Annotated in this window: 16 protein-coding genes and 1 pseudogene; 4 read left to right on the top strand and 13 right to left on the bottom strand. The window is 34.1% G+C overall.

Features of this window, described 5'->3' with window-relative positions; genetic code table 11:
• Nucleotides 1-59: 59 nt before the first annotated feature.
• A complete protein-coding gene (locus tag AC6CHR_RS00375; protein ID WP_498246462.1) occupies nt 60-1,985 on the bottom strand; it encodes a putative PEP-binding protein in 1,926 nt (641 codons plus the stop codon).
• Nucleotides 1,978-2,889: a branched-chain-amino-acid transaminase gene (ilvE, locus tag AC6CHR_RS00380; protein WP_498246463.1), complete on the bottom strand. Its 912-nt coding sequence runs from the start codon at nt 2,887-2,889 to the stop codon at nt 1,978-1,980. The genes AC6CHR_RS00375 and ilvE overlap by 8 nt, the downstream gene beginning before the upstream one ends.
• A gap of 217 nt (nt 2,890-3,106) precedes the next feature.
• On the opposite strand from ilvE, the gene AC6CHR_RS00385 reads away from it, so the two are divergent.
• Nucleotides 3,107-3,664, top strand: coding sequence for a helix-turn-helix domain-containing protein (locus tag AC6CHR_RS00385; RefSeq protein ID WP_498246464.1), 558 nt, complete (start codon nt 3,107-3,109; stop codon nt 3,662-3,664).
• Between the two features lie 114 nt (nt 3,665-3,778).
• Nucleotides 3,779-4,195, top strand: coding sequence for a DUF1284 domain-containing protein (locus tag AC6CHR_RS00390; RefSeq protein ID WP_498246465.1), 417 nt, complete (start codon nt 3,779-3,781; stop codon nt 4,193-4,195).
• Nucleotides 4,196-4,384: 189 nt separating this feature from the next.
• On the opposite strand, the gene AC6CHR_RS00395 is transcribed toward AC6CHR_RS00390, so the two are convergent.
• The 8 genes and pseudogenes from AC6CHR_RS00395 to AC6CHR_RS00430 form a co-directional block, all read right to left on the bottom strand.
• Complete coding sequence (locus AC6CHR_RS00395; RefSeq protein WP_498246466.1) at nt 4,385-4,555, bottom strand: hypothetical protein; 171 nt, start codon at nt 4,553-4,555, stop codon at nt 4,385-4,387.
• A gap of 30 nt (nt 4,556-4,585) precedes the next feature.
• Nucleotides 4,586-4,669 (bottom strand): hypothetical protein, encoded by an 84-nt coding sequence (locus AC6CHR_RS00400; RefSeq protein ID WP_498246841.1) that lies wholly within the window; start codon nt 4,667-4,669, stop codon nt 4,586-4,588.
• Complete coding sequence (locus tag AC6CHR_RS00405) at nt 4,657-4,917, bottom strand: hypothetical protein (protein ID WP_498246467.1); 261 nt, start codon at nt 4,915-4,917, stop codon at nt 4,657-4,659. Before AC6CHR_RS00405 ends, AC6CHR_RS00400 begins: the two co-directional genes overlap by 13 nt.
• Nucleotides 4,918-5,005: 88 nt before the next feature.
• Nucleotides 5,006-5,644: an O-methyltransferase gene (locus tag AC6CHR_RS00410; RefSeq protein WP_498246468.1), complete on the bottom strand. Its 639-nt coding sequence runs from the start codon at nt 5,642-5,644 to the stop codon at nt 5,006-5,008.
• On the bottom strand, nt 5,631-6,026 hold the full coding sequence (locus tag AC6CHR_RS00415; protein ID WP_498246469.1) for a hypothetical protein: 396 nt from the start codon (nt 6,024-6,026) through the stop codon (nt 5,631-5,633). Before AC6CHR_RS00415 ends, AC6CHR_RS00410 begins: the two co-directional genes overlap by 14 nt.
• A gap of 863 nt (nt 6,027-6,889) precedes the next feature.
• Nucleotides 6,890-7,277 (bottom strand): annotated as a pseudogene (locus AC6CHR_RS00420) (tautomerase family protein).
• Nucleotides 7,278-7,629: 352 nt separating this feature from the next.
• A complete protein-coding gene (locus AC6CHR_RS00425; protein WP_498246470.1) occupies nt 7,630-8,289 on the bottom strand; it encodes an HAD family hydrolase in 660 nt (219 codons plus the stop codon).
• Nucleotides 8,290-8,586: 297 nt separating this feature from the next.
• The gene (locus AC6CHR_RS00430; RefSeq protein WP_498246471.1) at nt 8,587-8,772 is read right to left on the bottom strand and encodes a DUF4177 domain-containing protein; all 186 of its coding nucleotides are present in this window, start codon (nt 8,770-8,772) and stop codon (nt 8,587-8,589) included.
• Between the two features lie 465 nt (nt 8,773-9,237).
• Between AC6CHR_RS00430 and AC6CHR_RS00435 the strand changes: the two genes are divergently transcribed.
• The gene (locus tag AC6CHR_RS00435) at nt 9,238-9,666 is read left to right on the top strand and encodes a DUF2383 domain-containing protein (RefSeq protein WP_498246472.1); all 429 of its coding nucleotides are present in this window, start codon (nt 9,238-9,240) and stop codon (nt 9,664-9,666) included.
• Nucleotides 9,667-9,749: 83 nt separating this feature from the next.
• On the opposite strand, the gene AC6CHR_RS00440 is transcribed toward AC6CHR_RS00435, so the two are convergent.
• Together AC6CHR_RS00440 and AC6CHR_RS00445 are read right to left on the bottom strand one after the other, a co-directional pair.
• Nucleotides 9,750-10,337 carry a dienelactone hydrolase family protein gene (locus AC6CHR_RS00440; RefSeq protein WP_498246473.1) on the bottom strand — a complete coding sequence of 196 codons (588 nt, stop codon included), beginning with the start codon at nt 10,335-10,337 and terminating at the stop codon, nt 9,750-9,752.
• Between the two features lie 60 nt (nt 10,338-10,397).
• Complete coding sequence (locus AC6CHR_RS00445; protein ID WP_498246474.1) at nt 10,398-10,880, bottom strand: NUDIX domain-containing protein; 483 nt, start codon at nt 10,878-10,880, stop codon at nt 10,398-10,400.
• A gap of 291 nt (nt 10,881-11,171) precedes the next feature.
• On the opposite strand from AC6CHR_RS00445, the gene AC6CHR_RS00450 reads away from it, so the two are divergent.
• Nucleotides 11,172-12,314: an NADH-dependent flavin oxidoreductase gene (locus AC6CHR_RS00450; protein ID WP_498246475.1), complete on the top strand. Its 1,143-nt coding sequence runs from the start codon at nt 11,172-11,174 to the stop codon at nt 12,312-12,314.
• Between the two features lie 414 nt (nt 12,315-12,728).
• On the opposite strand, the gene AC6CHR_RS00455 is transcribed toward AC6CHR_RS00450, so the two are convergent.
• A complete protein-coding gene (locus AC6CHR_RS00455) occupies nt 12,729-13,877 on the bottom strand; it encodes a Ger(x)C family spore germination protein (protein WP_498246476.1) in 1,149 nt (382 codons plus the stop codon).
• Between the last annotated feature and the right edge of the window lie 30 nt (nt 13,878-13,907).

The following is a 13,907-nucleotide window of genomic DNA, read 5'->3' on the forward strand; positions in this document are numbered from 1 at the left end:
CCCATTTCAATAAAAATACGTTTACACCCGAAAGGTGTAAACGTTAATTCTCATTAAATTTAGCTATATAACGTATGCAAGCTAGACTGAGCACTTGCAAATAGCGAAAAGAAAATTCGATCAGGGGGAGTCGATACATAATTTAGATCATGAGGGGCAGCGTTTTGAGTAAGCCACTTTACGGAGGCCCATGACCCTGCAATTTCTCCTCCTAAACCCATAAGATATTCACGTTTATTTAAGCGTTTCAAAAGGTTGGTCCGCTTTAAGGTTTGAACAATTGCTTTTCCTACGATTTGTTCATTTAAACTTTGAAACGGACTAGTCGTTATAATATTTAATTTAATATACTCTGGAATAATTGATGTAGCAGAATCTGAACGATTCATATTAAGACACGCAGCTGTAAAATCGTTCCCTCCAAATAGTACTCCATTTACTTCTACATGATCTCCTGCAACATTTAAGATATCTTCCGCCAAATGGAAAGAACCAGATGTTTCTATCATAACCGATATTCCGTGAGTAATATGTTTGGCATCAAACTTCTCCAAGAGACGGTCAAACGTTTCTATAAACATAGTAACCTCTTGTGGGAAAGTTACCATGGACAATAATACTTGTAGTTTAGTTGGTATACCATTGGTATTTGCCCTTTTAGCAGCTTTAATTACTCCTTCACACCACAATTCGCATATATCTTCTCTTTGGACTGTAACTCTAACACCTCTACAGCCGTGGTATGTTTCAGTTTCATTCGCCAGAATATTAATACGCTCTACAACAGCCTTTTCATTCAACCCGTATTTTTTTGAAAATTGAACAGCATTAAACTCCTTTGGAAATATCATGTTGTAGGGCATACACAATAGCCTTACTACAGCGATATCACCAGTTCCAACTTTAAATACATCGTAGATCATATTTGTAAACCTTTGGAGATATTGCTCCTTATATTTTAGATACTGGTCACTGATTACTTCTTTTCCCAAGAATACAATTCTCATAAGATCTATGTCATCAGGATTATTCCACATTCTTTCGTCGCGTAATAATCCAAGTCCATAACTATCAGAACAATTTTTCAAATGAAGGTTTCCATCGATAACTGATATATAACTACCAAACAATCTAGTTAGTGCCATTGTTTTAGAGGTATGAGCAGTAGATAGTACCTTCAAACCAGAGATCTCTTGAGCAGCATCTTTTAATATTTGAAAACCTTTGAATTCAGAAGATTCAGCTGTATGTATTAGAAAATCCCTATTTTTCAGATAAGTCTGTGTATGGATAATATTTTTTTCAGCTTTTACAGGTCCACCGATTTCTAGTGATTCAAGATAGGATTCTGCTAATATATCATAAAGTTTATAAATTCGAGAGGGTTGGGATAGTAATTTCCCTTTAAATATAAGTCCCTTATTTGCATTTAAAGATACATATTCTGATTCATTTATTTCACTGCTACTAAAAAGAACAGATCTAGTAGGTTGTTCTATTGTTATTTTGCTACCATCATTAAATGTATAAATTAGTTTTGAAAGTTCCGATTTTTTTTGATAGTCACAATTTACACCTACTAATGTTGGAACACCCTCACAACTGGCTTGCACTGGACAGAAAGTAGTCCTACCTTTTTGATTCGTGAAAAATCCTTTTGAAGACTTTAATACATAAAAGTCCTCAAGATTGCCATTCTTACAAGAGTATATTAAATCAATTGTCGTGTTTCTTATCTTTGCCTCCTGTAATAATGACTCACCAAGTTGACAATCAAGAATTAATTGGCCAGTTACATCGCCAGGGAGAATACTATCTCCTCTACCGATAACTTCCTGATCATTTACATTAATGAAATTAGAAGAAAGTATACTAATTAAATCTTCTTCTTTTATATCAAACAATACGTCCTGAGGAGATTTAACTGCTTTGGCTATTTTATTAAGGTCATCATAAATTTGGTTTTTTTCTTCTAATTTAAGCATTGGTCATCTCCCCTTGTTGCAGATATACAGAAGTTCCATATCGAGGATTACCTGTTCTCTCTTGGAATTTAGTAATCATTTTTTGGGTTATTTGACCCACTTCACCATTTGAAACTTCTAAATTATTGATACGAATCACACCAATAATTTCAGCGTGAGTTCCTGTAAAGAAAACTTCTTCAGCATGAATTAATTCATAAGGAGTAATATCTCTTTCTACGACTTCAATATTCATATCGTTCGCAATATCAATTACATTCCCTCTTGTTACACCTGAAAGAATCCCATTAAAGGAACCAGGGGTCACCAATTTATTTTTATGTACCATAAAAACATTGCAAATGGTAGATTCCGAAACAAATCCACGAGAGTCTAGCAAGATAGCGTCATCAGCCTGATATTCATTTGCTTCCATTTTTGCAACGATACTATTAATATAATTCAGTGACTTTATCTCATGTGATGTTGCATCGACCGAATCACGCCGGGTGGATACTATAACTACAGATAGACCCTTTTGTTTTACTGATGAGCCGTGGACATTCGGCAAATCTTCTACCATTATAATCAGGCTGGGACTTTCACAAGATCTTGGATCTGGTCCAATAGGCCCCCTTCCTCTTGTTACAATTAAACGAATATAAGCATTATGGAGCTGATTCTTATGCAGTGTCTGTAATATGAATTCACCAATCTCTTCCTTTGAATAAGGAAGTTTAATACGAAGGCTTTTAGCAGACCTTAAGAGTCGGTCCAGATGTTCATTCATTTGGAAAACATAACCCGAATAACAACGTAACCCTTCATATATGCCGTCACCATATAGTAAACCATGATCATAAACGTTTATTGTTGCATTTTCCTTGGTTTTGTACTTACCATTTACAAAAATTAATGAACTCATTAGTAACCCTCCGTATCATTTTAAAAAAAATTTAATAACAAGATAGTGTTTTCCCTTATGAAATTAATTGATTTTCAGGTTGTGAAAATCATGCCTCCTTGCTATTATTTAATTATGGAACCAAATCCACTATAATGGATTTGGTTCCATAATATTACATGTAATAAAATATTGTCAAGAAAAAAATCCACTATAGTAAATAAAGAGAGGGACTTATATGGAATTTGGAACAAATATAAAAAGAGAAAGAAAGAAAAGAAATTTAACTTTAGAAGAATTGGCTGAACGTTCGAAGGTTAGTAGATCAATGTTATCTATGATTGAAAGAGGAGAAAAAAATCCGACTATACAAGTTGCTTCTCAAATAGCTGAAGGACTAGAAGTGACCATTTCTCATTTGTTAGGAGAACAACAAAAAAGTGAGGTAATTGTTATTAGAGCAAGTCAAAAATTAATATATAAAGATGAAACAACCGGTTTAGAAAGACATCTTTTATCACCCTCGTTTTCAGCTAATGGAATAGAGTTTGTTCTAAATGTAGTTCCACCGTTACAGGAGACAGGTACTTTTCCTTCACATAAAAGAGGTGTGAAAGAATACATATATGTAGCACAAGGAAACCTAAAAATTGAGTTAGGTGATCAACCGGAAACGTTTATATTGGAGCAAGGAGATTCAATATATTTTGAAGCAGATTTAAAACATCGGTTCATAAACATTTTAAATATAGAGTGTCATTATTATTTAATTATTGATTCACACGGAGTTGGTTAGTAATCGTTTCTAAATTTAGGGGATTTTTAGTTAAAATACTATATATAGTCAAAAAGATAATAATATTGGATATCATTTAGATTTAAATCAATACTGTCGAACTGGGGGAAAATTATGTATAAACTGCGAGGCCATCATCTTTTTTGCCTTCTCGGCTATCGGGGAATGGGATATTCCCAAGAATACGTAGAAAATATGACACGTTTGCATCAAACCTTAAGAGACAACCCCCTCACATGGATCGAGCTTGTAAAGGGTCCCGATCAGTTGTGTGAAAAGTACCCAAACTCTGGTGAATATCACTGCCAAGCCGACGATATTTATGATAGAGATGCTGCTATATTGGAAAAATTAGGGCTTAAAATCGGACAAATTCTGAATTGGGAGGATATTGAGTTACAAATCAGAAAGTATGTTGTCCCCTCTGATATCCAAACCGTGTGTGAAACTTGTTCCTGGCGTTCATATGGGGTTTGTGAAGAAGGGATTCAAGAGGTTTTGAAAGGAAAGGGCTTAAGGGAAGTTAAATAAGCCCCCTTTTATTTAATATGAATGTGCTATGTCTCCTTAAGTATGCCTTTTTTTGAAATAAAGTATTTTTTGATGGTAGCAAATCACCTAGTGATGATTACTATTCACTAATATTACTTTATAAGCTTAATTTGTTTATTTTAAATGTTTATCCAGAAAATCAAGAACTTTTTTATATTGGCTAGTCCCTCAAACTTTATGTATCTGACCTGTAATTCCAATTTTCGCAAATTGCTGGTCCATGGTTAGGAAGTTAATGGGTCCATACCAGTCCACAGCCGCCTGAATTTTATCAGAAACATCTATATTCCCAAGAATAGGATTTTTAAATTCAGCAACATCACCCGAAGTAGCAAACATTGCTTACAATGCACCACCAGCAGAGCCTCCTCATGTCGCAATCTTATCCGGATTAAGAGAAAACTCTGACGCATTGGACCTAATGAAACGAATAGCTGCTTTTACATCCTCAATGTCTGCGGGAAATTAGCTTCCCCACTTAACCGATAATTAATAGACACAATTGCATAGTTTCTTTCGAGACCATTTAGTGCATATACACAGTCAGGACCACGATTCACCGAATGCAAAAGCTCCTCCGTGAATGACCAAAATGACCGGAAATGTACCGTTTCCTTCTGGCAAGTAGATATCCAACTTTTGTGTTGGTTAAATATCCGCATACGGAACTTCCAAAAATTTTCTGTGGTAATAATCCACATTTAATATTTGTAGGACCGTTCCATTCTTTCCCTTAACTTCATAGCTTGAATTGGTTGTCTCTATGATTTTTGTCCAGTATGTCTATTTTTATTTCTTTACTCTAGAAAGGGTCATCCCATCACCGATTGGAATAAGTACAGATTCTAGTTGTGGATGATTGGCAACAGTTTTATTAAAATTCTTCATAAATTCCGTATAACGTTTAGGTGTAGTATTTGGGTCTGCTACACTACCACCCGCAAGAACGTTATCAGTAACAATTAAAGCTCCTGGCTCCGCTAGATTGATGCAATACCTCAAATAATTTTCATAATTTTCTTTGTCAGCGTCGATAAAGAAAAAATCAAATTGCTTATTTTCAGCTACTAATTTTTCAAGGCTTTCCAAAGCGGGTCCTGTCATATATGTAACTTGATCGCCAAAACCAGCTTTAGTTAGATTGCTTTGTGCTAACTTTGCATATCTCTCCTCCAATTCAAGAGAAGTTAATTTGCCCTCACTACCGAATCCTCTGGCAAGGCATATCCCACTATAGCCACCAAGAGCACCTATTTCCAAGACATTTTTAGCTCCTGAAATAGAGATTAGCATCGCTAATAGTTTTCCGGAGGAAGGAGATACTGATATCGGCGGCATCTCGTTTTCCTTTATGGACGCAATAACTTCTTCCAACCGATCATCATAATTATGAAAAACTGTATCGATATAACTGTTAATTTGTTTCATCAAATTCATCTCCTTTTTGCTCATTATTTAAAGCCTCTTTACTTTCCAGTACTGATGTTTCAGCTTCTTCAATCTTTTTTTCATGATCTACATCGATTGATTCGCCTTCATGTAATTCAAATAATTGTATAAATTCGTTAATGATCATATCAAGCGCTTTTAATTCTCCGATTAAAATTTGATTAATAGATTGAAACTGTGGTTCCTCCAACTGTTGTTTAATGGTGGATCGCTTAAGATTCATCATTTCTAAAAAGGTAATTGCTCTCCCTCTGCGGAAGGTTTTAGCACCACGTTTATGTGAACTATGGTCTCTTCCTTTATGACGCTCACCACGGTGATGCCCCTCGTTTTTAAAATCCTTAAACTTTTCATCTCTCATAATATAGCTCCTCTCTTTGTATACATATGTATACACCCCATTACATTACCTATTGTATACATATGTATACACGTTGTCAATTTAAACGCAAAGAAATGATATCTTTTGAGTTTAAATTGATGTTCAACATATCCCTTACTGACCTTCTAAGACATGAAAAGAGGTAATCATAGAACAGTCAATCTTTTTCAGAATTCAATACGTTGAAGGATCAACGATAGTCTAAAATTATGCTTAATCGATAACAAACTGAAAAGAGCCAAACCCTAGGATATCTGGGTATGGCTCTTTTGCTTACTTTTAATTAGTTGACTTTATGTTAACTAGTATTGAAAAGAGTGTTTAGAGTGAGAGTTCAGTCTCTTATTCTACTTAAAAGTTATTGAAATAAACTTCATCACTTAATATAGATTGATAATGCTAGTCTTTACTAATACCAATACCAATGGATAAATAATTTGTCTCCGCAATTACGTCAATCTTATGATTATCTTTTTCGTAAGTTGTCAAAGAACCCTCCTGAAAAGTTTTTTCCCAACCACGTGTTTTGATCTGCAAACGATAGATAAATGGGAGTCCATCTTTTTTTGTTTCTGAAGTACCTATCCATCTCGCGGAATATGATTAAAAATCCTCTCGGTTATTTGTTACTGCAGCAAATTTAGGTATCGGAAAACGATTAAATTTTTTTGACTCTTCAAAAGAAAAAACGGCCCATGTATAGATAATAACGAATAAAGATAGAATTGACGCTAGGCAGATAACTCGTTTCTTATTAATCAAGTTGAACTTATATTGGTACATTTTACCACGTTTTTTCTTGAAAAAGATAAGAAGACGGCCACTGATGGACCGCCTTATTCCTAAATATTAACTTTATAATTCAATGCTAATTCATCTGCGGGTAAACCCCTTATCCCCCAGTTATGTTTTGGGGTTTCAAAATTTGTCATTTCAACATCTTGTGGTGAGATTCTAAACTCGCTTTTTATACGTTCAAAGAGTAATTTAGTAAATGTTTTTTCGCCTCTATCGTTCGACCTTCGAACATACTAATCTCAATTATTGTATATGCTTCTGTTCTTCCACTTGCATAGTGAGATTCGCTTTATCCATTGGGAAAAAGCGATGAAATTTCTTATCCGAAGTAAATTCAAGAACTTCCACCATACACTCATGAATCACATTTGATACCATTTCCTTTATTGGATTTATGTTATCTTTAAGCCCATAAATTTTAATTTGCCCCATTTCTCAGCTCACCTTTCTCTTCTCATCTAAACTGGCTAACCATATTATTCTCCTAATACGTTGAAATTCCTTCTTTACATATCCTTTTCTAGACTTGCTTCATATAAATCGATTATTCCTGAAAATCTTTCAGCTTTACATATTTATTAACAACTAGAAGCTGAAGAATATTTTCTTAATACATTCTTCAATTAGTTCTTTTGCTCTTAAAATCTCTTAACAAAAGCAATGGTCAAAATCAGGGATAAGCACCATTGTTTGTTCTACTAATTTAAATTTTTCACTATATAAATGGCCTTACTCCATATTGAAGTAAAGCCGACCATTCCTTAAAGGGGAAATTTAACCTCTATTAATCTCGATCTATCAAAATACCACTTAATTGTTCTACACTCTTAACAATATATGTTGGTTTAGATTCAGTTAGTTCTTTAAAAGAACCATACCCATATGTTACCCCAATAGAATCAATTCCAGTGCTAGTAGCACCAATAATATCATGCTTTCTGTCACCGATCATTATAAAGTCATCTAATTGATATTCATGATAGTGATCTAGTATGTATTGAATAATTTCTGTTTTGGCTGTTCTTGTCCCATCAAGATTACTTCCGACAACAAGATCAAAATACTCATCAATTTTAAAATGGCTTAGAATTCTCTCCGAAAATACAGTAGGTTTGGAAGTTGCAACAACCAACGTTACATTTTTTTCTTTTAAGGACTTTAATAGGTTAGGAATCGTTGAATACAACTCATTTTCATACATCCCCTTTTCTATAAATCTTTCTCTATATAATTCAATTGCTTTTCTCGTCATTTTCTCATCAAAATGGTAATAATCAGCAAAAGAAATTTGAAGTGGTGGACCGATAAAACATTCGAGTTTATCAAGATCCTGCTCATCAATGTCCATTTTTTGTAATGCATACTGAACAGATTTAGTTATCCCTACCTTAGGATCTGATAGTGTACCGTCCAAATCAAATAAAATTATTTTGTATTTATCCATAATAAACTCCTCTATTGCTTCTGTTTTTCTATACTACTTTTTAAAGTACCAAAAGAACTGGTCATTACACTTCTAACTATTTTTTACCTTCTAAATTAAGCTTTGTTGCAAAATAAGAACTTGTAAAAAAGAAGATTGTTCCAAGAATCCAGCCGAAGCTTGGCGAATATTCAAATATATTTTTTAATCCCATTCCACTTGATATTGCAGCCACACCTAGCATTTAGAAAAAAATGGTATAGCGATGATTATTATTCATTAGATTAGCCTCCTAATAGCGTAGCAAGTATACAATTGTTAACCCTTTACTGGTTTTTCAAATATAATTTCGTACTCTAGTGGTGCACCATTTCCATTAAATTTTGTAGGCAATACTTGTACTAAACGCCAGCCTTCTATAGCATACTCTTCTATCACTTCTCTATGTTTTGGAGAAGTGAAAAACCCACCTGAAGAAGTCTTTATAAATGTATATTCGTACATCTTCTAATCCCTCCATTTGTACCTTTTATGTAACAGTTACCCCATTATGTTAGAAAGATAATAGAGAAATCAATAAGCTCCTAGAGAACTAATACTAGTAACAAAATGTGCAATTAATAGATATTGGTTGTTATTCGTATTTTTTTCGAGCGAAAAAAATAAAAAATAGACAAGAATAAACTTATGATAAAAGTGACTGGCCATAGATTATTTAAAGGTAAAACTTCAAAATTGATGAGGAAATTGGCGATGTAGAAAACATGAATCAATAATAATAAAGGAATGATCATTCTTCTCTAATGACACCTCGGTTCGGTTTACTATTTTTTATATCTAAATTTTACCACATTATGTGAAATAGCTGAATGGAAGATCTTTTTCCCCAGTTGAACTCGTAGAAAAATTGATACAAGCTAGAATAATTCAATCCGTCTGTATCATAATAAAATAAAAGGGTGTGAATGTATGACAGAAAAGGCAGTTATTGAGGAGCTAAACACGATATTGAGAGGTACATATATGGGAATACGTTCGCTCGAACACTACATTCAAAAGGTAGACGATTTTGAATTAAAGAACAATTTTCAATCCATGCAACAAGAAGTTAAATTAAATGCACTAAAGGTAGCTGAACGAATTCAGAACTTAGGCGGAGTACCAGCAGACGATGAAGGTGTCTCTGGGTCTATGCATAGCTTCATGCATAAAATCATGCTTTCTGATGATAGGAGAAAAATAATTGAAGATGCCATTGAAGGCGTTGAAAAATATGGCGTACATTATTCAGAGGAACTTGTTAAAGGTGATTTAGATCCAACGAGTAAACAAATTGTTGAGGATGTAATTGATAGTAACCGTAGACATACTGATACGTTAAAACATTTACTTCATTGAAAAGTAGGATGAGAAGACATAGAAGACCTCTATAAGACGATGGTCTTCTTGTTGATTGAATAGTTTGCACACGATTATCAAATTTATCTAGATCTAGAAAGGAAATCAATCAATTCTCGATATGCTTTCTGTTCTAACTTCTCATTGTATTTTTGAGAGTATCGGTCACTAAATCCATGTTTCCCATTATAGTTTTGGATCTCGACTTGATGTTTAGCTAAATTCGAAATAAATTCACTACCACCAAATGTATGTTCTTCTAGCGAAAAGAATAGCAATGTAGGACATTTTGGTACGATATCTAGATAATCTCTTATACGTGATCCATAATACCCAACTATTCCATCAATATATGTTTCCTCACTACATAACCAAGCAATAGTTGCCCCTATACTAAATCCAACAATGTAAACTTTTTGATAATGCCCACGTTTGTTTTTTAGTTCAAGCTTAATTTTATCCGAAGCATTTGTGAAGCCTACGTTATTGATAAAATGTTGGTATGCTGTTTTCTCTTGGGAATAATCAAAAGCTGTTTCACGTTCTAATAAATTTGGGCAAATCACGTCAAACCCCTGGTCTGATAAAGATTTTGAAAAACTCATCATAAATTGATTTATGCCATAAATTTCATGAACTAGTATGATTAGAGAGTCTGAGGTTGTTATCATTTTTTTGCCTCTATTCTATATCTTTATGATAAAATACACTAATTTCCTTTCTAAAGGCTTCTACCTCGTTTGCCCGTATTGTTCTAATAAATGTTCTTCGATTATTTCAATAGTTTGTTTGTTTTCTAAATAGTTCATTATATGCTCTCTTATATTAGGATACAAAATAACAGTATGTAATTCAGCTAGTTTAATCCACTTTACACCCGTTTGGAACGGATCTGGATGATCAGGTAATTTTGGTCTGGACCCATCTCTTATTTTACATTCGAAGAAAAGACTTAACGAGTGTATCTCACCATATTTATTATCGTTTTTGGCAGGTGAATACTCGTAAACAAACGATAATGGTCCAACATCTACATCAATAGCTGCTTCTTCTTTTGCTTCTCTAGTGACTGCTTCAAACATTGTTTCACGAGGTTCTACCCCACCAGATGGTAAATTATAATGAAGTCCGTTTTTATCATTAAATTCGATCAATAAAATCGAGTGGTCCTCTATAATGAACGCACCTGCTCGTACTCTAATAGGATAGGTCATCTACTCACTCCTATTCTTCATCATTATATAGCGTTCTTTTGCTTCCCTTTACTTGAAAATGCACCAAAAATATCGCCTATGAAACTTATACTTCAATCATATTTGATGCTCCTTTCAATGCTTTTCTTATACTAATTATACGAATCAACCACCGATAAAGTTTCATCTTACTCCTTTATTCCAGAGAATGATAAAGTTTTTAATAAAGCTTTATAAAAAAGCAAAGCATAAACATGTACAAAATTTCATTGATTTATTATGATAGCTATACCCTACTCAAGGAGGAATAAAATGAATAAGAAAATTCAAGATTTATTATCTACATATACTTTTACAAACGGAGTAGAATTAAAAAACCGTATAGTAATGGCTCCGATGACTAATTTTTCATCTAATCCAGATGGCTCAGTTACCGAAGCAGAAGTAAACTACTATGCTCGCCGTTCCAAGGGTGTAAGCATGGTCATTACTGCTTGTGCCTATGTAACAGCCAATGGCAAAGGATTTCATGGTGAGTTTGGTGCTGACCGTGATGACTTAATACCAAGTTTAGCTCAGTTAGCAAAAGGAATTAAAGATCAAGGTGCGAAAGCTATTCTACAAATATTTCACGGCGGTAGAATGTGTCCTCCTGAGTTGGTTCCAAATGGAGAAATCGTTAGTGCAAGTAATATACCAGCAGAACAAGGTGGAGTTTCAACCGAAGAACCAGAGGTCAAACCAAGAGGGTTAGCGGAATCAGAGGTTGACGAAATCGTCCAAGCCTTTGGGGAAACAACTTGTCGTGCCATTGAAGCAGGGTTTGATGGCGTTGAAATACATGGAGCAAATGGATATCTGCTACAACAATTCTTTTCACCACATTCGAATCGCCGTGAAGATCGTTTTGGTGGTAGCATCGAAAAGCGGATGACCTTTCCATTAGCTGTGATTGATAAGGTGAAGAGTGTCGTTAACGAGCATGCTAAATCTCCTTTCATTGTTGGGTATCGTTTTTCACCTGAAGAACCAGAAACACCTGGAATCACGATGGCTGATACACTAACATTTGTGGATGTATTAGCTGAAAAAGGGCTAGACTACCTTCATGTTTCTCTTTTTGAATTCTTTTCTGAGCCTAGTAGGGGTGTTGATGATTTAACTAAACCACGAATAGACTATTTACTAAAAACGATTAAAAACCGAGTACCGCTTATCGGTGTAGGTTCGATTTACTCGGCAGCTGATGCGCTCGAAGCATTTGAATCAGGCGTTCCGCTACTAGCGCTGGGAAGAGAATTAATTATCGACCCTGATTGGGTTCAAAAGGTTGCAGAAGAAAGGGAAGATGAAATCATCACCCAGTTAGACAAGGATATGCAAGAAGAATTGGTTGTACCTGATCCTTTATGGAACGCGATTATTAATACCCCTGGATGGTTTCCGGGTGTATAACATTTAAAATAGTATTTCCAGTTGTTTAGTGTTTAACATTAAGACCTTTCTTTTTTATACATAAGGAATTGTTCTTTGTTCATTTATTAGAATAAACTCTCACATCAATTTACGTAGTTCTTTGAGTGTGGGAGTTTATTATTTAATTTAACCATCCAATGCTTTATACGATTGATGACAAGTTGTTTTAGCTAATAGCCTGTAATACTTTGCATCTTATATAAACGAGCGTATAACCATTAATATACTTAAGATGAACCCTATTAACCCAAGAAAGGAAAATACAAGTAATTCTTTTATTTCTTTTTTCCTTATTAATTTTGGTATTTCAATTGCAAATAGGATCAAAAAAAAGATGATAATAAACAAAATTTTAAACATATATCAACCTCACACTTAATAAGATGATGAATCTTATTCTGATAAACCAATCCTTCTAACAAATACTTTTGAATCAATCGATACGTCTAACTCTGAAAACTTCTTGCTCCATTCCTTTTTATATGTCGCGTTCCATTCTTTTGGGTATTTTTTGTAGACAAATTCTCCAAAACCGACAATATCTGAATCTAACTCATTTTTTGTCTTATGCAATCCTTCTTGTATTTTATCTCTAATTTCTTTTTCTATTTCCTTTTCTAATTTATCGATGTTCTTAGAATCATTTAAATTTAATTCTGAGGCATTTTCTATAACCTTCAACTCTGTTGTCGTTTTTACTGTAATTGTAATCCGCCCATCGTTAATTTTAGGGATAATTTCTGTTTCAGATCGAAGAACATTCGTGCTAATATTGCCACCACCTTTTTCTTCAGGAATTTCAACTGTAATAACACCCATTTCCATTTCATTTCGTAGCCATAAAATGCCCCTCATTTCGGAGTCGTTCACCCATCCCACTAATTTATCTCCTTTAAATACAGCAGCACCGAAGACTTCTTGCGTTTTTTTTGATTTATCTTTAACTTCAACTTCCAAAACACTTACTGCAAATTCTGGTGCTGAAGGCTCTAAACCTTCTGTAAGCAGCATGTCTAAGAAATCATTAATAGTTACTTGCAACCCCATACTTTGCTTTGTTAATTCTCTAGTTTCTTCAGCTGAAACACTCTCTAGACTCGGTGCACTACTGATAACCTCAAACGCATACCCTTTTGTAAACATAATATCACTATTCATCCTAGGTTCATGAAACCTTGAATAAAAATCAATTACATTTGAGACACCTTTTTTAGCTAGTTCCTCTCCTATTAATAAAATCCTACTATGGGAAAAGAAAATCCTTCTAGATAATTTACCTTGGAGGTGTCGATAGGCTTCTGAAAGTGTTTTGCCAGTCTCTGAAATCATAAATGTACTATCCCCACCGCCTTCTGAACCTGTAGTTGGTCCTAATTTTGATGGAATCGCAACTTGAAGCGTTAAAAGGATTTGTTCGTCTTCTAAAAGGTCTAACCCAATAGCAGTCACAATCGAAATGTCATTAATTTCTTTTCGATTCCAGCACCCAGTAAGTAAGAAGATTGATAGTAAAAATACAAATGATAATTTAATGGTTTTCATCAGCACCATCCTGTCTGTCTTCTTTAAATA

The organism is Metabacillus sp. GQ13 (genome assembly GCF_059758525.1).

What these genes read in the sequence shown, in the direction of transcription:
- AC6CHR_RS00375 (WP_498246462.1), bottom strand. Translation starts at nt 1,985, where the DNA reads ATGCTTAAATTAGAAGAAAAAAACCAAATTTATGATGACCTTAATAAA.
- ilvE (WP_498246463.1), bottom strand. Translation starts at nt 2,889, where the DNA reads ATGAGTTCATTAATTTTTGTAAATGGTAAGTACAAAACCAAGGAAAAT.
- AC6CHR_RS00385 (WP_498246464.1), top strand. Translation starts at nt 3,107, where the DNA reads ATGGAATTTGGAACAAATATAAAAAGAGAAAGAAAGAAAAGAAATTTA.
- AC6CHR_RS00390 (WP_498246465.1), top strand. Translation starts at nt 3,779, where the DNA reads ATGTATAAACTGCGAGGCCATCATCTTTTTTGCCTTCTCGGCTATCGG.
- AC6CHR_RS00395 (WP_498246466.1), bottom strand. Translation starts at nt 4,555, where the DNA reads ATGTTTGCTACTTCGGGTGATGTTGCTGAATTTAAAAATCCTATTCTT.
- AC6CHR_RS00405 (WP_498246467.1), bottom strand. Translation starts at nt 4,917, where the DNA reads ATGTGGATTATTACCACAGAAAATTTTTGGAAGTTCCGTATGCGGATA.
- AC6CHR_RS00410 (WP_498246468.1), bottom strand. Translation starts at nt 5,644, where the DNA reads ATGAAACAAATTAACAGTTATATCGATACAGTTTTTCATAATTATGAT.
- AC6CHR_RS00415 (WP_498246469.1), bottom strand. Translation starts at nt 6,026, where the DNA reads ATGAGAGATGAAAAGTTTAAGGATTTTAAAAACGAGGGGCATCACCGT.
- AC6CHR_RS00425 (WP_498246470.1), bottom strand. Translation starts at nt 8,289, where the DNA reads ATGGATAAATACAAAATAATTTTATTTGATTTGGACGGTACACTATCA.
- AC6CHR_RS00430 (WP_498246471.1), bottom strand. Translation starts at nt 8,772, where the DNA reads ATGTACGAATATACATTTATAAAGACTTCTTCAGGTGGGTTTTTCACT.
- AC6CHR_RS00435 (WP_498246472.1), top strand. Translation starts at nt 9,238, where the DNA reads ATGACAGAAAAGGCAGTTATTGAGGAGCTAAACACGATATTGAGAGGT.
- AC6CHR_RS00440 (WP_498246473.1), bottom strand. Translation starts at nt 10,337, where the DNA reads ATGATAACAACCTCAGACTCTCTAATCATACTAGTTCATGAAATTTAT.
- AC6CHR_RS00445 (WP_498246474.1), bottom strand. Translation starts at nt 10,880, where the DNA reads ATGACCTATCCTATTAGAGTACGAGCAGGTGCGTTCATTATAGAGGAC.
- AC6CHR_RS00450 (WP_498246475.1), top strand. Translation starts at nt 11,172, where the DNA reads ATGAATAAGAAAATTCAAGATTTATTATCTACATATACTTTTACAAAC.
- AC6CHR_RS00455 (WP_498246476.1), bottom strand. Translation starts at nt 13,877, where the DNA reads ATGAAAACCATTAAATTATCATTTGTATTTTTACTATCAATCTTCTTA.